Annotated in this window: 18 protein-coding genes; 17 read left to right on the top strand and 1 reads right to left on the bottom strand. The window is 66.2% G+C overall.

All coding sequences use genetic code 11. The features are described 5' to 3' along the window. The first annotated feature begins 18 nt into the window (after positions 1 to 18). The 9 genes from CYJ07_RS16305 (at position 19) to tilS (ending at position 11,174) form a co-directional block, all read left to right on the top strand. Positions 19 to 525: an OmpH/Skp family outer membrane protein gene (locus CYJ07_RS16305; protein ID WP_104204778.1), complete on the top strand. Its 507-nt coding sequence runs from the start codon at positions 19 to 21 to the stop codon at positions 523 to 525. A gap of 43 nt (positions 526 to 568) precedes the next feature. Continuing rightward, the gene (gene lpxD, locus CYJ07_RS16300; RefSeq protein ID WP_104204850.1) at positions 569 to 1,612 is read left to right on the top strand and encodes a UDP-3-O-(3-hydroxymyristoyl)glucosamine N-acyltransferase; all 1,044 of its coding nucleotides are present in this window, start codon (positions 569 to 571) and stop codon (positions 1,610 to 1,612) included. Between the two features lie 119 nt (positions 1,613 to 1,731). Next, a complete protein-coding gene (gene fabZ / locus CYJ07_RS16295; protein WP_104204777.1) occupies positions 1,732 to 2,175 on the top strand; it encodes a 3-hydroxyacyl-ACP dehydratase FabZ in 444 nt (147 codons plus the stop codon). Then, on the top strand, positions 2,172 to 2,939 hold the full coding sequence (gene lpxA, locus CYJ07_RS16290; RefSeq protein WP_104204776.1) for an acyl-ACP--UDP-N-acetylglucosamine O-acyltransferase: 768 nt from the start codon (positions 2,172 to 2,174) through the stop codon (positions 2,937 to 2,939). Before fabZ ends, lpxA begins: the two co-directional genes overlap by 4 nt. A gap of 21 nt (positions 2,940 to 2,960) precedes the next feature. Then, a complete protein-coding gene (lpxB, locus tag CYJ07_RS16285) occupies positions 2,961 to 4,205 on the top strand; it encodes a lipid-A-disaccharide synthase (RefSeq protein WP_104204775.1) in 1,245 nt (414 codons plus the stop codon). After that, positions 4,198 to 4,809, top strand: a complete 612-nt coding sequence (gene rnhB, locus CYJ07_RS16280; protein WP_104204774.1) for a ribonuclease HII — start codon at positions 4,198 to 4,200, stop codon at positions 4,807 to 4,809. The genes lpxB and rnhB overlap by 8 nt, the downstream gene beginning before the upstream one ends. Before the next feature lie 85 nt (positions 4,810 to 4,894). Continuing rightward, positions 4,895 to 8,398, top strand: a complete 3,504-nt coding sequence (gene dnaE, locus CYJ07_RS16275; RefSeq protein ID WP_104204773.1) for a DNA polymerase III subunit alpha — start codon at positions 4,895 to 4,897, stop codon at positions 8,396 to 8,398. 504 nt (positions 8,399 to 8,902) lie between these two features. After that, the gene (gene accA / locus CYJ07_RS16270) at positions 8,903 to 9,856 is read left to right on the top strand and encodes an acetyl-CoA carboxylase carboxyl transferase subunit alpha (RefSeq protein WP_104204772.1); all 954 of its coding nucleotides are present in this window, start codon (positions 8,903 to 8,905) and stop codon (positions 9,854 to 9,856) included. A 19-nt stretch (positions 9,857 to 9,875) separates the two neighbouring features. Continuing rightward, the gene (gene tilS, locus CYJ07_RS16265; RefSeq protein WP_231489665.1) at positions 9,876 to 11,174 is read left to right on the top strand and encodes a tRNA lysidine(34) synthetase TilS; all 1,299 of its coding nucleotides are present in this window, start codon (positions 9,876 to 9,878) and stop codon (positions 11,172 to 11,174) included. On the opposite strand, the gene ppx is transcribed toward tilS, so the two are convergent. Next, complete coding sequence (gene ppx, locus CYJ07_RS16260; protein ID WP_104204770.1) at positions 11,155 to 12,687, bottom strand: exopolyphosphatase; 1,533 nt, start codon at positions 12,685 to 12,687, stop codon at positions 11,155 to 11,157. The genes tilS and ppx overlap by 20 nt on opposite strands. A 455-nt stretch (positions 12,688 to 13,142) precedes the next feature. Between ppx and rho the strand changes: the two genes are divergently transcribed. The 8 genes from rho to CYJ07_RS16230 all read left to right on the top strand — a co-directional run. Continuing rightward, complete coding sequence (gene rho, locus CYJ07_RS16255; protein ID WP_104204769.1) at positions 13,143 to 14,402, top strand: transcription termination factor Rho; 1,260 nt, start codon at positions 13,143 to 13,145, stop codon at positions 14,400 to 14,402. Positions 14,403 to 14,476: 74 nt separating this feature from the next. Beyond that, positions 14,477 to 15,976: a 4-hydroxy-3-polyprenylbenzoate decarboxylase gene (ubiD, locus tag CYJ07_RS16250; RefSeq protein ID WP_104204768.1), complete on the top strand. Its 1,500-nt coding sequence runs from the start codon at positions 14,477 to 14,479 to the stop codon at positions 15,974 to 15,976. Then, complete coding sequence (locus tag CYJ07_RS16245; protein ID WP_104204767.1) at positions 15,973 to 16,752, top strand: NAD(P)H-flavin reductase; 780 nt, start codon at positions 15,973 to 15,975, stop codon at positions 16,750 to 16,752. The genes ubiD and CYJ07_RS16245 overlap by 4 nt, the downstream gene beginning before the upstream one ends. Continuing rightward, positions 16,749 to 17,462, top strand: coding sequence for a dihydromonapterin reductase (folM, locus tag CYJ07_RS16240; protein ID WP_104204766.1), 714 nt, complete (start codon positions 16,749 to 16,751; stop codon positions 17,460 to 17,462). Before CYJ07_RS16245 ends, folM begins: the two co-directional genes overlap by 4 nt. 34 nt (positions 17,463 to 17,496) lie before the next feature. Then, positions 17,497 to 17,625, top strand: coding sequence for a hypothetical protein (locus tag CYJ07_RS20785; RefSeq protein ID WP_269320557.1), 129 nt, complete (start codon positions 17,497 to 17,499; stop codon positions 17,623 to 17,625). Positions 17,626 to 17,708: 83 nt separating this feature from the next. After that, the gene (locus tag CYJ07_RS20780; RefSeq protein WP_269320556.1) at positions 17,709 to 17,840 is read left to right on the top strand and encodes a hypothetical protein; all 132 of its coding nucleotides are present in this window, start codon (positions 17,709 to 17,711) and stop codon (positions 17,838 to 17,840) included. A 129-nt stretch (positions 17,841 to 17,969) separates the two neighbouring features. Beyond that, on the top strand, positions 17,970 to 18,134 hold the full coding sequence (locus tag CYJ07_RS20475) for a hypothetical protein (protein ID WP_197038410.1): 165 nt from the start codon (positions 17,970 to 17,972) through the stop codon (positions 18,132 to 18,134). Between the two features lie 6 nt (positions 18,135 to 18,140). After that, on the top strand, positions 18,141 to 19,014 hold an 874-nt coding region (locus tag CYJ07_RS16230; RefSeq protein WP_104204764.1), incomplete at its 3' end, for a 3-deoxy-7-phosphoheptulonate synthase.

Raw genomic sequence — 19,014 nt, 5'->3', positions numbered from 1 at the left:
CTTACCAGGGGGTACGCCATGCGCAAGTCGATCGTCATCTTCAGCCTGGGACTGGCCGCGGCCATGGCACTGCCGGCCCTGGCCGCCGAGGTCGCCGTGCTGGATTGGCGCCAGGCGCTGTTCACCTCCGACGCTGCACAGCGCTCCATGAGCGAGCTGGAGAGTCGTCTGAGCGGTCAGCAACAGGAGGCGCAGTCGCTGGGTCAGGAGCTGTCGCAGTTGCAGCAGCGCCTGCAGCAGGAGGGCGACACGCTTCCCGACGCCGAGCGTCGTACGCTGGTCCAGGAGTTCCAGCAGAAGGGCAGTCGCTTCGAGCAGTTGCGCCAACAGATCATGGAGGAGCAGCGAAGCGCCGAAGAGGCGTTCCTGCAGCAGGCGGAGCCGAAGCTGGAGCAGGCCGTGGAGCAGGTGATCGAGCGTCACGGCGTCGAGGTCCTGGTGGAGCCACAGGGTGTGCTGCACTCCGAGCGAGACCTGCCCAACCTCACGAGTGAAGTGGTCGAGATTCTCAATTCGCTCAATTGATACGGGCGGTCGCCACCACCGCCGCATGCTGATACGGGTTTTCATGACGCACCCTGACTCTCCCGACTTCACCCTGGCCGAGCTGGCCGAGCGACTCGGCGCCCACCTGGTGGGTGACGACGAAGCCCGCCGGATGACGGGTCTGGCCACCCTGAAGGACGCTGGTCCCGACCAGGTCGCCTTCGTCGCCAATCGCTCCTACCTCAAGGACTTGGCCACGACACGGGCCGGTGCCGTGCTGCTTCATCCTAAGCACGCCGACGTCTGCCCTGTGGCCCGCCTGGAGCTGGACAACCCCTATCTGGGTTATGCACAGCTGTCACGGCTCTTCGATCCCAGCCTGGCGCCGCCGCGGGGAGGCATTCACCCATCGGCGGTGGTAGCCGACGACGTGACCATGGGGGAGCGGGTCGAGATCGGCCCCAACGCAGTGGTCGAGGTCGGCGTGGAGCTCGGCGATGACGTGGTGATCGGGGCCGGCTGCGTGGTCGGTGCGCACACCCGCATTGGCGACCAGTCGCGGCTTCACCCCAACGTGACCGTCAGCTATGGCGTCGTCATCGGCAAGCGGGCAATTCTTCACAGCGGCTGTGTCATCGGGGCGGATGGCTTCGGTTTCGCCCATGATGGCGGCGGCTGGCACAAGATCGCTCAGCTCGGTGGGGTGGTGCTGGGCGACGATGTCGAGGTGGGCAGCTGCTCGAGCATCGATCGCGGCGCTCTCGATGACACCGTGATCGGCAATGACGTGAAGATCGACAGCCAGGTGCAGATCGCCCACAACGTGCGCATCGGCGATCATAGCGCGCTCGCTGGCTGCGTCGGCATCGCCGGCTCCACCCGCGTGGGCAGGAACTGCATGCTGGGCGGCGGCGTGGGGCTGTCCGGCCATCTGACGATCTGCGACGGCGTGCAGGTCACCGGCATGAGCCTGGTGACCAATTCGATCCATGAACCGGGCGTCTATTCCTCGGGCACCGGCGCCATGCCCAACGCCCAGTGGCGTCGAAACGCGGTGCGCTTCAAGCAGCTGGACGACATCGCGCGCCGCCTGGTACGCCTGGAGAAACGCGACCAGGAGGGTTGAGGCGAGGGTGGACGAGGCTATAATCCACGCCTGCCCGTGCCGCAAGCGGGTTTTCGGGAAGCCGGCCGCGACGCCAATGCTCGCGTAGGCTTCCCTACTTCATTTCAGAGGTCGCTACGATGGTAATGGACATCAACGAGATTCGTGAGTATCTACCGCACCGCTACCCCTTCTTGCTGGTAGACCGGGTGACGGAACTCGCGCTTGGCGAATCCATCGTTGCCTACAAGAATGTCAGCATCAACGAACCGTTCTTCAACGGCCACTTTCCGCATCACCCGATTATGCCCGGCGTGCTGGTTCTCGAGGCGCTGGCGCAGGCCTGCGGCATCCTCGGCTTCAAAACCGTCAACAAGCTGCCCGCCGACGGCTATGTTTATTATCTGGTAGGTAGCGACAACGTGCGCTTCAAGCGACCGGTCATGCCGGGCGACTGCCTGGTGCTGGAAGCGAAGGTCGAACGTGAAAAGCGTGGCATCTGGAAGTTCGCCTGCCGTGCTACTGTAGACGGCGAGCTGGCCTGCGAGGCCGTTATCATCTGTGCCGAGAGGAAGGTTGCTTGATTCATTCCACTGCCATCATCGATCCCGGGGCACGTCTGGCCGAGGATGTGGAAGTCGGAGCTTTCAGCGTGATCGGGCCCGATGTGGAGATCGGCCCCGGCAGTCGCATCGGTCCCCACGTGGTGATCAAGGGGCCGACCGTGCTGGGCGCGCGGACCCGCATCTTCCAGTTCGCCTCCGTGGGCGAGGATTGCCAGGACAAGAAGTACGCCGGTGAGCCGACACGCCTGGTGATGGGCGATGACAACGTCATTCGTGAGGGAGCGACGCTGCATCGCGGCACCGCACAGGATCGTGGCGAGACCACCGTCGGTTCACGCAATCTGTTCATGGCCTACGTGCACGTGGGGCACGACTGCGTGATCGGCAACGACTGCGTGCTGGCCAATCAGGCGACCCTGGCCGGCCATGTGACGGTGGGCGACTTCGCCATCCTCGGCGGATTGTCGGCTATTCACCAGTTCTGTCACTTCGGCACGCACGCCATGGCCGGCGGCGGCTCGATCATTACCAAGGACACCCCGGCCTTCGTCATGATCAACGGTAACCCGGCCCAGGTACACGGTCTGAACCTGGTTGGCCTCAAGCGCCGCGGCTTCTCGCCGGAGGCGATCAGGGCGTTGAGCGAGGCCTATAAGCTGGTCTATCGTCAGGGCCTCACCGTGACCCAGGCGCTCGAAGAGATTCGTCGCCGTTTCTCGTTGACCGAGACCGAGGCCTTCGCTGCCTCGATCGAGATCTCGACGCGAGGCATCGTGCGCTGACCGGCGCTGCCAGGGCCTGCCATGAGTGATATCAAGCGTGTCTACATCGTCGCGGGCGAGATGTCCGGCGATCAGCTCGGTGCCAGTCTGATGCGCGCCCTGAAGGCGCGTTACCCGCAGGTGGCGTTCCGCGGTATCGGTGGTCCCGGCATGATCGCCGAGGGTATCGACAGCCGCTTTCCGCTGGAAACGCTCTCGGTCATGGGGTTGGTCGAGGTGCTCAAGCACCTGCCCGAGCTGATTCGGGTTCGCCGCGCCCTGCGTGCCGACGCCTTGGCTTGGGGGCCGGACATCATGATCGGCATCGATGCCCCCGACTTCAATCTCGGCCTCGAGCGGCAGTTGCGTGAGGCGGGCCTCACTACGGCGCACTACGTCAGTCCCACGGTATGGGCCTGGCGGCAGGGGCGGGTGAAGGGCATTGCCCGGTCGGTCGATGCCATGTTCACTTTCCTGCCCTTCGAGGCCGCCTTCTACGAGAAGCACCGACTGCCGGTGGCTTTCGTCGGGCATCCGCTGGCCGATGAGCTGCCGCTGCGCAATGACCGCGGTGCGGCGCGGCGTGAACTCGGCCTGCCCGAAGACGCCCCGCTGCTGGCCGTGCTGCCCGGCTCGCGTGCCAACGAGATCCGTTTTCTCGGCACGACCTTCCTCGACGCTGCCGAACGACTGTGCCGTGAACGGCCCACGCTGCGGGTGGTGATCCCGGCGGCGACGCCGCTGCGACGCGAGGAGCTCGAGCGGCTGCTGGCGAGCCGCCCGACGCTCGACGAGCGGGTCACGCTACTCGACGGTCGGGCCCGTCAGGCGATGGTGGCCAGCGATGCCGTATTGCTGGCTTCGGGAACCGCCGCGCTCGAGGCGATGCTGTGTCATCGTGCGATGCTGGTGGCCTACAAGATGGCACCGATGACGCACTGGCTGGCTCGTCGCCTGGTCAAGACGCAGTGGATCTCGCTGCCCAATCTGATCGCCCGCGAGAGCCTGGTACCGGAGCTGATCCAGGACGACGCCACGCCGGAGGCGATTGCCGAGCGCCTCGCGAGACTGCTCGATGACGACAAGGGGCGTACCGAGCTCGAGTCGCGCTTCGCCGACATGCACGCCGGGCTGCAGCGCAATGCCAGCGCTCGAGCCTGCGATGCCATCGAAGCTCTGGTGGAGGGGCGCTCGCTGCCCGCCTCGCTGTCCAGCGACGAGGGGGTGTGGTCGGCGGCGATGATGGAGCCGGGCGAAAGCAGACAGGGAGAGAAGAGACATGATTGACTGTCCGTTTCCCCCTCTGGTGATCGACTACCAGGGTCACCTGCTGGCCGGTGTCGACGAGGTCGGTCGCGGGCCGCTGATCGGTGCGGTGGTCGCCGCCGCCGCGATCCTCGATCCGCTGCGGCCGATCGCGGGCCTGACCGATTCCAAGAAGCTCTCGCCGCAGCGTCGCGTCGAACTCGATGCCGAGATTCGCGACAAGGCGTTGGCTTTCGCCGTGGCCGAGGCCTCCCACGCCGAGGTCGACGAACTCAACATCTACCATGCCACCCATCTGGCCATGCGCCGGGCGATCGATGCCTTGCCGATCGCGCCGGAATTCCTGCTGGTGGACGGCAATCGCCTGCCCGGGCATCATGTCCCGGGTCAGGCGATCGTCAAGGGCGATGCCCGCCATCCGGCCATCGCTGCCGCCTCGATACTCGCCAAGGTGGCCCGCGACGCCCAGATGGTCGCCCTCGACGGGCGCTATCCCGAATACGGTTTCGCCCGTCACAAGGGCTATCCGACGCCCGAGCACCTCGATGCCCTGGAGCGCCTCGGGCCGTTGCCCGAACATCGTCGTTCGTTCGCCCCGCTGAAGGGGCAACTGGTACTGCTGTAGGCCAGCCGGCCGCGGCGGATCGCCCTTTTCGACTGTATTGCCCTGTTTTCGTGCGGTTCATTCACTGCCAAGCACCGAGTCCATCATGACCACGCCCTTCGTACATCTCCGCGTTCATACCGAGTACTCCCTGGTCGACGGCCTGGTGCGACTCAAGCCGCTGCTCAAGGCCACGGCCGAGCAGGGCATGCCGGCGCTGGCCGTGACCGACGAGTCCAACCTGTTCGGCCTGGTCAAGTTCTATCGCGGCGCCCAGGGCGCAGGGCTCAAGCCGGTCATCGGTGCCGACCTGTGGCTGGCCAACTCTTACGACGAGACGCACCCCTACCGGCTGACGCTGTTGGCGATGAACGAGACCGGCTACCGCAACCTCACCGAGCTGATCTCGCGGGGCTGGATGGAGGGGCAGCGGCAGGGCCGCGCCGTGCTGGAAAAGGCGTGGGTGCTCGCCCAGAGCGAGGGGCTGATCGTTCTCTCGGGCGGTCGCGAGGGCGAGATCGGTCGCCACCTGCTCGCCGATCATCGCGACGAGGCGCGCGCGCTGCTCGAGGAGTGGCAGGCGGCTTTCCCGGACCGCTTCTACCTGGAGCTGACCCGCACCGGGCGTCCCCTGGAGGAGGAGTGCGTGCACCTCTCGGTGGAACTCGCCATGGCCTCGGGTACGCCGGTGGTGGCCACCAACGACGTGCGCTTCCTCGAGCGCGACGACTTCTGGGCCCACGAGACGCGGGTCTCTATCGGCGAGGGCAAGGCGCTGGACGACCCGCGCCGCGAACGCAAGTACACCGAGGAGCAGTACCTCAAGAGCCCGGCGGAGATGGCCGAGCTGTTCGCCGACATTCCCGAGGCGCTCGAGAACAGCGTGATGATCGCCGCTCGCTGCAACGTCGACGTGCGCCTGGGCGAGATTTTCCTGCCGGAGTTCGAGATTCCCGAGGGCCTGACTCAGGACGAGTTCTTCCGCAAGGTCTCCCACGATGGTCTCACCGAGCGCCTCGATTTCCTCTACCCGGCCGAGAAGTACCCGCGCGACGGCGCCGAGTTCGCCGAGATCGACAAGCGCTACCGCGAGCGCCTCGACTTCGAGCTCGACATCATCATCCAGATGGGCTTCCCCGGCTATTTCCTGATCGTGATGGACTTCATCAAGTGGGCCAAGGACAACGACGTCCCGGTGGGGCCGGGGCGCGGCTCCGGGGCAGGCTCCTTGGTGGCCTACGCACAGAAGATCACCGATCTCGACCCGCTGGAATACGACCTGCTGTTCGAGCGCTTCCTCAATCCCGAGCGGGTCTCGATGCCCGATTTCGACGTCGACTTCTGCATGGAGAAGCGCGACCGGGTGATCGAGTACGTGGCCGACCGCTACGGCCGCAACGCGGTATCTCAGATCGTCACCTTCGGCACCATGGCGGCCAAGGCGGTGGTGCGCGACGTGGCTCGTGCCCAGGGCCGGCCCTACTCGCTCGGAGACAAGCTCTCCAAGCTGATCCCCTTCGAGGTGGGTATGACCCTGGCCAAGGCCATCGAGGCGGAGCCGGCGCTCAAGGAGTTCGTCGAGAACGACGAGGAGGCCGCCGAGATCTGGGAGATGGCGGTCAAGCTTGAGGGCATCACCCGCGGCACCGGCAAGCACGCCGGTGGCGTGGTGATCGCACCCACCAAGCTCACCGACTTCTCGCCGCTGCTATGCGACGAGGAGGGCAACGGCCTGGTCGTCCAGTTCGACAAGAACGACATCGAGGAGGCCGGGCTGGTCAAGTTCGACTTCCTCGGCCTGCGCACCCTGACCATCATCGACTGGGCGTTGGAGATGGTCGACAAGGTGCGTGCCGTCAAGGGCGAGGGCCCGCTCAACATCGACAGCATCCCGCTCGACGACGGCCCCACCTTCGAGATGCTCAAGCGCGCCGAGACCACGGCGGTGTTCCAGCTCGAATCGCGCGGCATGAAGGAGCTGATCAAGCGCCTGCTGCCCGACTCGCTGGAGGACATGATCGCACTCGTGGCGCTGTTCCGTCCGGGCCCGCTGCAGTCGGGCATGGTCGACGACTTCATCAACCGCAAGCACGGCCGCGCCGAGATCTCCTACCCGCACCCCGATTACCAGCACGAGTGGCTCAAGCCGGTGCTGGAGCCCACCTACGGCATCATCCTCTATCAGGAGCAGGTGATGCAGATCGCCCAGGTGCTGGCGGGCTACAGCCTGGGTCAGGCCGATATGCTGCGCCGCGCCATGGGCAAGAAGAAGCCTGAGGAGATGGCCAAGCAGCGCGCCGGCTTCATGGAGGGTTGCGCAGCCAACGGCATCGACAAGGAGCTGGCCGGCAACATCTTCGACCTGGTGGAGAAGTTCGCCGGCTACGGCTTCAACAAGTCGCACTCAGCGGCCTACGGCCTGGTCTCCTACCAGACCGCCTGGCTCAAGGCGCATTATCCCGGCCCGTTCATGGCCGCGGTGATGTCCACCGAAATGGACAACCTCGATAAGGTCGTGCCGCTGATCGAAGAGTCGCGGCGTATTGGTCTTACCGTGACCCCGCCGGACGTCAACATCGGCGCCTACAAGTTCACTGTGGATACCGAGGGGCGCGTGGTCTACGGTCTGGGTGCCATTCGCGGTGTGGGCGAGGGGCCGATCGGTGCCATCGTCGAGGCTCGCGAGGCCGAGGGACCTTTCAGCGACCTGTTCGATTTCTGTCGCCGGGTCGACCCCAAGCGTATGAACAAGCGCACCCTTGAGGCACTGATCCGTTCGGGGGCGCTCGACAACCTGGGGCCCAACCGGGCGGTGCTGGCTGCCGCGCTGGACGACGCCCTCCGCGCCGCCGCCCAGACCCAGACCAACCAGAACCTGGGCATGATGGACATGTTCGGCGAGGCCTTCGCCGACGACGAGACCGAGAGCGATCCCTACCAAGCCTACCGCAGTGTCCGCGAATGGACTGACAAAGAGCGCCTGGCCGGCGAGAAGGAGACCCTCGGGCTCTACCTCACCGGGCACCCGATCGACGAGTACGAGAAAGAACTGGCGCGCTTCGTCTCCACCCGTATCAGCGATCTCAAGCCCTCGCGCGAGCCGCAGCGGGTGGCGGGTCTGGTGGTGGCCATGCGCACCATGAAGTCCAAGCGCGGCGACACCATGGCCTTCATCACCCTGGACGACCGCACCGGGCGCATCGAGGCCTCGCTGTTCGGCGAACTGTTCGATTCCCTGCGCGGCCAGATCGAGGCCGACCAAGTGCTGATCGTCGAGGGCGAGGTCTCCACCGACGATTTCTCCGGCGGCTTGCGCCTGCGTGGCAAGGAGGTCACGCCGATGGTGGCCGCCCGTGCCCGCTACGGCGAGGCGGTAGAAGTCTCGCTGGACGGCACTCGGGTCAACGGTCGGCTGATCGACACGCTGCGCGACAGCCTCACGCCGCACCGCGACGACGGCGGCTTGCCGGTACGCCTGCGCTACCGCAACGACGCGGCCGCCGGCTGGCTGGAACTGGACGGTCAATGGCGCGTATCGCCCTGCGACGAGTTGCTGATAGCGCTGCGCGAGGTGGAAGGGCAGGATGGCGTGCGGCTGAAATACCGTTAGGCCTGCGAAAAGTGTCTGCGCTCGGCCATACGGCATTAAAAACGTCTTAAAATGCTCATTTACTAAAGTAAACTCCGCTTTTTTCGCCATTTTTTGCCTTGCGACCCACAGGGACGTGGGGAGTGCGTTGGCCCGTAGGGAACGGGCCTAGCCCTGACCATCGCTCGCCGACTTTTCGGCTGCGAGCGGCGCCGGGGGAGAGGTCGTAGCGGAGGTCTTCTGCCATGGGTGAGGAGCATTGCTCCGAACGGGCTGGCCATGGATGGCCAGCCCCGGTCCTGCGAGTGGAGCAGGATGCGAGAGCGAAGCAGGGCAAAAGTAGCGCCCAGGGATGGGTTCACAGCGCCTCCGCAGTGATCTGTCGCCGGAAAAGCCGCTGTTCCTCGCCTTGCGCCGCGCGTTGAGGGTGCGATAATGCCCGACACTCGAATTTATGGCTTCCGGGACGAACAGCGTTCATTATCATTTTCCCGGCGACAGCAATGACAAGGCGGCCTAGCCACTATGAATCCCAACTACCTCGATTTCGAACAGCCCATCGCCGAGCTTCAGGCCAAGATCGAAGAGCTGCGCCTGGTCGGCAACGACAGCAAGCTCAACCTCAGCGACGAGATCAGCCGCCTGGAGGAGAAGAGCCGCAAGCTCACCGAATCGATCTTCAAGGACCTGAGCCCCTGGCAGGTGTCGCAGCTTTCGCGTCATCCCCAGCGCCCCTATACCCTCGACTATCTTGAGCACGTCTTCACCGATTTCGACGAGCTGCACGGCGACCGTCGCTTCGCCGACGACCCTGCCATCGTCGGCGGCATTGCCCGCCTCGACGACCGTCCGGTGATGGTCATCGGCCACCAGAAGGGACGCGACGTGAAGGAGAAGGTGCGTCGCAACTTCGGCATGCCGCGGCCCGAGGGCTATCGTAAGGCGTGCCGCCTGATGGAGATGGCCGAGCGCTTCAAGATGCCGGTGCTCACTTTCATCGACACGCCGGGCGCCTATCCGGGCATCGATGCCGAGGAGCGCGGCCAGTCCGAGGCCATCGCCTACAACCTGGCGGTGATGTCGAGGCTAAAGACCCCGATCATCTCCACCGTGGTGGGTGAGGGCGGCTCCGGTGGAGCGCTGGCCATCGGCGTGTGCGACGAGCTGGCCATGCTGCAGTACTCCACTTATTCGGTGATCTCGCCCGAGGGCTGTGCGTCGATCCTGTGGAAGAGCGCAGAGAAGGCCGCCGACGCTGCCCAGGCCATGGGCATCACCGCCGAGCGCCTGCAGGAGCTGGGCTTCGTCGATACCCTGATCGAGGAGCCGCTGGGGGGCGCCCACCGTCACCCGCAGACCACCGCACAGCGAGTCCGGAAGGCGCTGCTGGCGAGCCTCGAGCGGCTCGAGGCGATGGGTACCGAGGCTCTCCTGGAGCGCAGGTACGAGCGTCTGATGAGCTATGGCGCTCCGGCATAAGAGAGAGTCGCTGCAAGCCTTGATCGATGACGCCCTGGCGGAAACCCCGCCGGGGCGTGTCGTCTGGGTGGCGCTCTCCGGCGGGCTGGATTCGAGCCTGCTGCTGACCCTCGCCGCGGCGGCCTGCCGTCGTCACCCCCGCCCCCTGCATGCGCTGCACGTCAACCACGGCCTGCAGGCCGCCGCTGCCGACTTCGAGGCCCACTGCCGGCGGCTCTGTTCGCGCCTTGGTGTACCGCTGTTCGTCGAGGGCGTGGCGGTAGACCATGACGCCGGGCTGGGGCTGGAGGGTGCAGCCAGGGAGGCACGCTACGCCGCTTTCTCCCGTCGCGTGGCCACGGGCGAGACGCTGTGGCTGGCCCAGCATCGTGATGATCAGGCCGAGACCTTCCTGCTGGCCGCGCTGCGTGGCAGCGGCGTGCGCGGGCTGGCGGCGATGCCCGCCCGGCGCGAATGGCTGGGTGCCCACCTGGCGCGCCCGCTGTTGTCGTACGCCCGCGCCGAGCTCGAGGCCGAGGCCGAGCGGCATGGCCTGCACTGGGTCGACGACCCCTCCAACATCGACGAAACGCTCGACCGCAACTTCCTGCGTCGCAGCGTGCTGCCGCTGCTGGCGCAGCGCTGGCCCCACGCGGCCGAGGCGCTGGCGAGCAGCGCGCGCCACGCCGCCGAAGCCGACGCGCTGATCGCCGACCTGGCCGCAGAGGATCTGGCGGACTTGGGGGACGACGCCGCATGCCTGCCGTTGGCGGGGCTGGGGCGCCTGTCGCTGGCGCGTCGGCGCGTGCTGGTGCGGTATGCCTGCCACCGCCTGGGGCTGCCCACGCCGCCGGAGGCGCGTCTCGAGACCTTGCTCGCCCAGTGCGATGCGCGTCGCGACGCCCGGGTGCGGGTCGCCTGGGCCGGCGCCGAGGCGCGAATTTGGCGTGACCACCTTCACTTGCTGCCCAGCCGGCTGCCGTTGACGCCGGCGTGGCAGTTCGACTGGGACGGTGTCTCCCCCCTGGCTACCCCATGGGGAACCGTCGACGTCACGCTCGTTCCCGAGAAGGGCGGTCAGGCTCGACTACGCCTCAAGCCGCGCCAGGGCGGCGAGAGTCTGCGTCTGGCACGGCGAGGAAGTCGCGATCTCAAGCGCTTGCTGCAGGAAGCGGACGTGCCGCCCTGGTCGCGCGAACGCCTGCTGGTGGCCTGGCACGACGGAGCGCCGGTGGCGGCGCTACTGCCAGAGGGGCGGTGGGTTGCGGTGGCGGCGGGCTGGCGAGCGCAGCCCGGCGGGTGCGGCGCGGACCGCCCGTTCAGCTCACGTCCAGGTTGAATCCCGCCGCCTTCTGGTAGGCCATTTCCTGCTCGAGGTCGGTTTGCAGCAGGGCATGGTCGCTCTCGTTGCCTCGCAAGATGAGACGCAGGTCGTCGCCATGGGCCTCCAGGTGCGGTGTGGCGGGCGGCTGCTCGGCGCGGGAGTGGTTGAGCAGCACCGCCAGGCGCAGCAGCCGGGCCAGGCGTGCGCAGGGGAGCTGCTGCGAGTCGGGCAGCGCACGCCATTCGCGCTGCGGGAACTTGCGACGATGGGCACGCACCAGGAACGCGAGGAGCTGCTGCTCGGGTCGCGAAAAGCCGGCCAGGTCGGAGTGTGCCAGCAGATAGGCACCGTGGCGGTGGAACTGGCTGTGCGAAATCGCCAGGCCGATCTCGTGCAGGCGGGCGGCCCAGTCGAGGAAGCGCGCCTGATCATCGTCGAGTTCCCACGCGGTACGCACCTGAGCCAGCAGCTCGGCGGCCGAGGCGGCGACATTGGCGCCCTGGCGGGTGTCGACGGCGTGACGCTGCTGCAGCGAGGTCAGCGTCTTCAGCCGCGAGTCCTCGGGGCCGTTGCGGCCCACCATGTCGTAGAGCACGCCTTCGCGCAAGGCACCGTCGGCGTAGCGCAGGCGCTCCAGGTCGAAGGCTTCGAAGATGGCGCTGAGAATCGCTACCCCGGCTGGGAACACGCGGGCGCGATCCGTCTTGAGCCCCTCCAGGGCCACGTGATCGAGATGAGCGCAGTCGATCAGGGCGGCACGCACTCGCTTGAGCCCCGCGCGGGTGACCACGCCATCGGTGGCGTCTCCCGCCGCGGCGATGACGGACGCCGCGGCCTTGATTGTGCCGCTGGATCCCACTGGGTCGTCCCAGCCCAGCTCGCGATAGGGGCGGCGGATATTGGCCAGCTCCGACAACGCCGCCATTTCGGCACGGCGCATGCGCTTTTCGCTGATTTCGCCGTCGGCGAAGAAACGCCGGGTATAGGTCACGCAGCCCAGCTGCAGGCTCTCCAGCGCCAATGGCTCGAAGCGTTCGCCGACGATGAACTCGGTGGAACCGCCTCCGATATCGATGATCAGCCGACGGCCATCTTCCGCCAGCGAATGGGCGGCGCCCAGGTAGATCAGTCTCGCTTCCTCGCGACCGCCGATGATCTCGATGCGCTGCCCCAGCAGGGCCTCGGCACGGTCGATGAGGGACTGGCTGTTGCGGGCATCGCGCAAAGCGTTGGTGCCCACCACCCGCAGCTGCCCCGGCGGTATGTCGGTGATGAAGGGGGCGAAGCGGGCCAGACAATCCAGCGCCCGCTGCATGGCGGCCTCTTCGAGCTGGCCTTCGTCATCGAGCCCGGCGGCCAGTTGCACCTTCTCGCCGCGCCGGGCAACCACTTGCAGGCGATCGTCCTGGTAGTGGGCGACCAGCAGATGGAAGCTGTTGGAGCCGAGGTCGATCGCGGCCAGGCGCTGCACGGCGGGGGGCTGGGTCGTGTCGGGGACGTGAAGGGGCCGTTCCATGGGTGATGTCATCGCGGCATCCTGATCGTGAATGGCCCAAGGGTGCGGTGAGACCCGGGGCGTGTCAATCACGGTGCTGATGATCGTATGGGCTTGCGTTCGCCGCCGCCCTTGACTAACATCGGGTCGTTCGCCTGTTCCGAATGCTTTCCGACCGCGTCGCGGTCAACATCAAGTCGTCAGACAGCCCCCTTCTTGTTGTCGCTCGTTGTCATGTGCCGTAAGCCATGGTGGCACCTGAAAACGCACCAGGCGATGAAACCAGGTGACAAAGAAGCGCTGCTCCCTCGAACACGATACCGTGCCGACGATCCCTTCGCAGAGTGATCGTGAAGCCACGAGCATCGCTCATGAGCGGCAGCTCTCCCGGGCTCTGAACGCACCCAAAGCGGCGCACCGTTCTTTTTCGCACCACTCCCACGGCCGCCGTGCCGCCACGCTGACATGAGCAACTTCCGAACACACCGATGAATCTTACCGAACTCAAGCAAAAACCCGTGCCAGAGCTGCTGGAGCTCGCCCGTGAAATGGGCATCGACAATCTGGCCCGCTCACGCAAGCAGGACATCATCTTCGCCATCCTCAAGAAGCACGCCAAGAGCGGTGAGGATATCTATGGCGACGGTGTCCTGGAAATTCTCCAGGATGGCTTCGGCTTCCTGCGCAGCGCCGACAGCTCCTACCTGGCCGGCCCCGACGATATCTACGTCTCGCCGTCGCAGATTCGTCGCTTCAACCTGCGCAAGGGCGATTCGATCTCCGGCAAGATTCGTCCGCCGAAGGAAGGGGAGCGCTACTTCGCGCTGCTCAAGGTCAGCCAGATCAACTTCGACAAGCCGGAAAACGCCAAGCACAAGATCCTGTTCGAGAATCTCACGCCGCTGTTCCCCCAGGAGCGGCTGCGCATGGAGATCGGCAACGGCTCCACCGAGGATCTCACGGCCCGCATCATCGATCTCACGGCACCCATCGGCAAGGGCCAGCGCGGCCTGATCGTCTCGCCTCCCAAGGCGGGCAAGACGCTGATGCTGCAGAATATCGCCACCTCGATCACGCGCAACAATCCCGAGTGCCACATGATTGTGTTGCTGATCGATGAGCGCCCGGAAGAAGTGACCGAGATGTCGCGCACCGTGCGCGGCGAGGTGGTCGCCTCGACCTTCGACGAACCGCCGGCGCGCCACGTGCAGGTCGCCGAAATGGTCATCGAGAAGGCCAAGCGGCTGGTCGAGCACAAGAAGGACGTGGTGATCCTGCTCGACTCCATCACCCGCCTGGCACGTGCTTACAACACCGTGGTGCCGAGCTCCGGCAAGGTCCTCACCGGCGGTGTCGACGCCCACGCCCTGGAGAAACCCAAGCGTTTCTTCGGCGCGGCGCGCAACATCGAGGAGGGCGGCAGCCTGACCATCATCGCCACCGCGCTGGTCGATACCGGTTCCAAGATGGACGAGGTGATCTTCGAGGAGTTCAAGGGCACCGGTAACATGGAAGCCCACCTGGACCGCAAGCTCGCCGAGCGCCGCGTCTATCCGGCCCTCAACATCCGCCGCTCGGGTACCCGCCGCGAGGATCTGATCGCCTCCGAGGACGAGATGCAGCGCATGTGGATCCTGCGCAAGCTGCTCAACCCGATGGACGATACCGCAGCGACGGAATTCCTTATCGATCGTCTGAAGGATACGAAGACGAACCTCGAGTTCTTCGAGGCAATGAAGCGCCGCTAGGCAGGATCGGGCGGTGTGCAAAGGGGCAGCATGCTAAGCTGCCCCTTTCGTCATTCTGGAACCGGAAGATCCGAATGAAGTACCGAGATCTGCGCGATTTCATCGCGGCCCTGGAGGCCCAGGGCGAGCTGGTACGTGTGACTGCCGAGGTGGATCCCTATCTCGAGATCACCGAGATCTGCGATCGCACTCTGCGTGCCGGCGGCCCGGCGCTGCTGTTCGAAAACGTCAAGGGCCACGACATGCCGCTGCTGGGCAATCTGTTCGGCACGCCGAAGCGGGTTGCCATGGGCATGGGGCAGGACAGCGTCGAGGCCCTGCGCGAAGTGGGCAAGCTGCTCGCCTTTCTCAAGGAGCCCGATCCGCCCAAGGGCTTTCGCGACGCCTGGGACAAGCTGCCGATCTTCAAGCAGGTGATGAGCATGGGGCCCAAGACGGTGCGCTCGGCGCCGGTGCAGGAAGTGGTCCTGGAAGGCGATGACGTCGACCTCGACCGACTGCCGATCCAGCACTGCTGGCCGGGCGACGTGGCGCCGCTGGTCACCTGGCCGCTGGTGGTGACCCGCGGGCCGCACAAGAAGCGCCAGAACCTAGGCATCTACCGTCAGCAGAAGCTCTCCCGCAACCGGCTGATCATGCGCTGGCTGTCGCATCGCGGCGGGGCGCTCGATTTCCAGGAGTTTCAGCGGGAGCATCCCGGCGAGCCCTTCCCGGTGGCGGTGGCGCTCGGTGCCGACCCGGCGACCATCCTCGGCGCAGTGACCCCGGTGCCTGACACGCTCTCCGAGTACGCCTTCGCCGGGCTCCTGCGCGGCTCGCGCACCGAGCTGGTCAAGTGCGGTCATGCCGATCTCGAGGTGCCGGCCTCGGCCGAGATCATCCTCGAAGGGTTCATCTATCCCGACGACATGGCGCCGGAAGGGCCCTACGGCGACCACACCGGCTATTACAACGAGGTCGATCACTTTCCGGTATTCACGGTGACGCGCATGACCCAGCGTCGCGACGCCATCTATCATTCGACCTACACCGGAAGGCCGCCCGACGAACCGGCGATACTGGGCGTCGCCCTCAACGAGGTGTTCGTGCCGATCCTGCGCAAGCAGTTCCCCGAGATCGTCGACTTCTATCTACCGCCGGAGGGCTGCTCCTACCGCATGGCGGTGGTGACCATGAAGAAGCAGTACCCGGGACACGCCAAGCGCGTAATGATGGGCGTGTGGAGCTTCCTGCGCCAGTTCATGTACACCAAGTTCGTGGTGGTGCTCGACGACGACATCGACGCCCGCGACTGGAAGGACGTGATCTGGGCTATCACCACCCGCATGGACCCCGCCCGGGACACCGTGCTGGTCGAGAACACGCCCATCGATTATCTCGACTTCGCCTCGCCAGTGGCTGGGTTGGGGTCCAAGATGGGACTTGACGCCACCGCCAAGTGGCCGGGCGAGACCGATCGAGAATGGGGCACGCCCATCGTCATGGACGAGGCCGTCAAGGCCCGCGTCAGCGAACGCTGGAACGAACTGGGTATCAGCCTGCCCCCACACCCTGACGACAAGAGGCCTGCATGACCCCGAGGACCCTGACCTGCCAGGTGACGGCGGTGGAGGACCTGACCCCCGACGTGTTCCGCGTGCACCTGGAGGGGCGCGCCGAGGCCATGGCCCATGAACCGGGCCAGTATCTCGAGCTCAAGCTGGACGAGGACGTTTGGGTGCCTTTCTCCATCGCCAATGCCCATGCCGGCGACGGTACCCTGGAGCTTCACATCCAGCATTGGCCGGAGCGTGAGAATTCCGCTCGGCTGCGTGAACTGATCGTGGTGGCGCAACACCTGACGATACGCCTGCCGGGTGGCGACTGCGTACTGGATCCGGCCAGCCGGCGCCCCTTGCTGCTGATCGCTGCGGGTACCGGCTTCGCCCAGATGAAGGCGATCGTCGAGGCCTCGCTGCACCAGTCACCCGAGCGGCCCATCGAACTGTGGTGGGCGGCCCGCGAGCGGCGCGACCTCTATCTCGAGAGCCTGCCGCGGCAGTGGGCCGAGCGCCATGACGGCGTACGCTTCCACGTAGTGACCGAGGCCTCACCGGAGACGCCAGTGACCGGTGAGCGCATCCTGGGACACCTGGGGCGCATCGACCAGGCGCTGGCCGCGGTGCTGGACGACGTCAGCGGCCATGACGTCTACCTCTCCGGCTCGCCGGGCATGGTCTATGCCTGCGTCGACGTGCTGGCCTCGCTGGGCCTCGAGCCATCGCGGGTCTTTTCCGACGTCTTCGCTTACGCGCCACGTCAGCCACTGGTGCCTACCGCCGGTGTGCTGCGTCGGGGAAGTGCCGGATGAGCGCCGCGCCGATCCTCATCACCGGCGGCGCCCAGCGCTTGGGGCGCCATTGTGCCGAGCGGTTGATCGACGACGGCCATCCGGTGATCATCAGCTACCGCCGCGAGCGCCCCGAGCTCGAGGCGCTGCGAAGCCGTGGCATCGTCACTCTGCAGGCGGATTTCGCCACCGAAGCGGGCATACTCGACTTCATCGCCCGGTTAAAGGCCGAGACGTCAACGCTCAGGGCCATCGTGCACAACGCCGGCGATTGGGCACCCGATAGCTTCGGCGATGAAGCCGGTGCCGGTTTCGAGCGGCTGTTCCGCGTGCACATGCTGGCGCCCTATCTGATCAACCTGCACTGTCGAGAACTGCTCGACGCCTGCGGCGAGCCCCAGCGCGACATCGTGCACATGACCGACTACGTGGTGCGGAAGGGCTCGAGAAAGCACGCCGCTTATGCTGCCACCAAGGCGGGGCTCGAGAACCTGACGCTTTCGTTCGCGGCGATGTACGCTCCCGCGATCCAGGTCAACGCCATCGCTCCCGCGCTGATCATGCTGGGTGAGAACGATGATGCGAACTACGCCGAGCAGGCCAGAGCCAAGTCGGCGATGGGTACGATCCCCGGGCCGGGCGTGATCTACCAGAGCCTGCGCTACCTGCTCGACAACCGCTACGTGACCGGGATCACGTTGCCGGTCGATGGCGGCCGCCACCTTCGCTAGAATGGTCACCCCCGACGACAACGAGGTGACCGACATGGCACACGACCACGACTTCAAGGACGACAGCGGCCTGCTGTCGGTAGTGCTGGGCCTGGTGGTACTGGTGAGCATGGCCGCCCTGCCGGCGACCATCGGCTGGGTCCAGGTCTTCACCAGCGGTTGAAACCCCGGCCAAAGGGGCGGGCGTGGCGCTTGCCAAGCCTGTCGCGATCCGGCACGATGAAGACTGAACATCGGGAGACCACCATGACATCGACCTCCAACCGACACGCCAATGCCTGGCACCGTGCTACGAGCGCGGCGTTCTCGCGTGGCGCCGGTTTCGGCGGTCAGTACTGGTATTGGTTTACTTCCGGTGTGCCGGCGGCCGGGTCCTGAGCGAGGACAGCGCCGCGAAGGCACACCCTAACCGGGTTGCCTCCCCCAAACCCCCGGTCGGCAACCCGACCGGGGGTTTTGCGTTGGTGCCGACCGACGCGACCCCGAACACCACGAAGGAGACGCACCATGATCGCACGTCGCGCCGTTTTCGCCGCCTATGCCCGTCACGACTATTATGGCTGGGGCTATGGCTGGCGATTTAGCGCCGCGCGGTCGGTCCAGTGCGCCACCTCCGACCGTGAGACCACCGGTGGCACGACGACACGATGTTTGCCGATCTCACGGAGTTGATACCGCATGAACGCCCCCGCTTCCCTTGCCGAACGTCTGGCCGACCGTCAGCCTACCGATACCCGCCGTACCGACATGTCCCTGCCGACTCCCGGTGAGCTGCGCCAGCGCTTGCCCTTGACGGCACCGCTGGCCGAGCGCCTCCGCGCCCAGCGCCGTGCCGTTCACGACATCGTCGCCGGCCGCGACGACCGCCTGCTGGTGGTGGTGGGTCCTTGCTCCATCCACGACCCGCGTGCCGCCCTGGAGTACGCTCGCCGCCTGGCCGAGCTGACCCCGCGGGTGGAGGATCGCCTGCTGCCGGTGATGCGCGTCTACGTGGAGAAGCCGCGCACCACGGTGGGCTGGAAGGGGCTCGCCTACGATCCTGATCTCGACGGCAGCGGTGACATGAGTCGCGGCCTGGAACTTTCGCGCCGGCTGATGCGCGAGATCTCGGCGCTGGGTCTGCCGGTGGCCACCGAGCTGCTGCAACCGATGTTGGCCGCCTACTTCGATGACCTGCTGACCTGGGTCGCCATTGGTGCGCGAACCACCGAATCTCAGCTGCACCGCGAACTGGCCAGCGGCCTCGACGCCGCGGTGGGGTTCAAGAACGCCACCAGCGGCGACGTGCGCGTCGCGGTGGACGCCATCCAGGCCGCGGCGCATCCGCACCGGCATTTCGGTCTCGACGACGGGGGGCGGCCGACGATGCGTGAGACTTCGGGCAACCCCCATGCCCACGTGGTGCTGCGCGGCGGCCACCATGGCCCCAATTACGACCGCGACTCCGTGCGTGCGGCGCGTGCCGCTCTGGAAACCGCCGGGCTGTCGGCGCGGCTGATGGTCGACTGCAGCCACGCCAATGCATGCAAGGACCATCGCCGCCAGGCCGAGG

Source organism: Billgrantia saliphila (assembly GCF_002930105.1).
In the GTDB taxonomy this organism is placed as follows: domain Bacteria; phylum Pseudomonadota; class Gammaproteobacteria; order Pseudomonadales; family Halomonadaceae; genus Halomonas; species Halomonas saliphila.
Note: the sequence above shows the minus strand (reverse complement) of the source record. Positions and strands in the feature narration are given on the sequence as shown.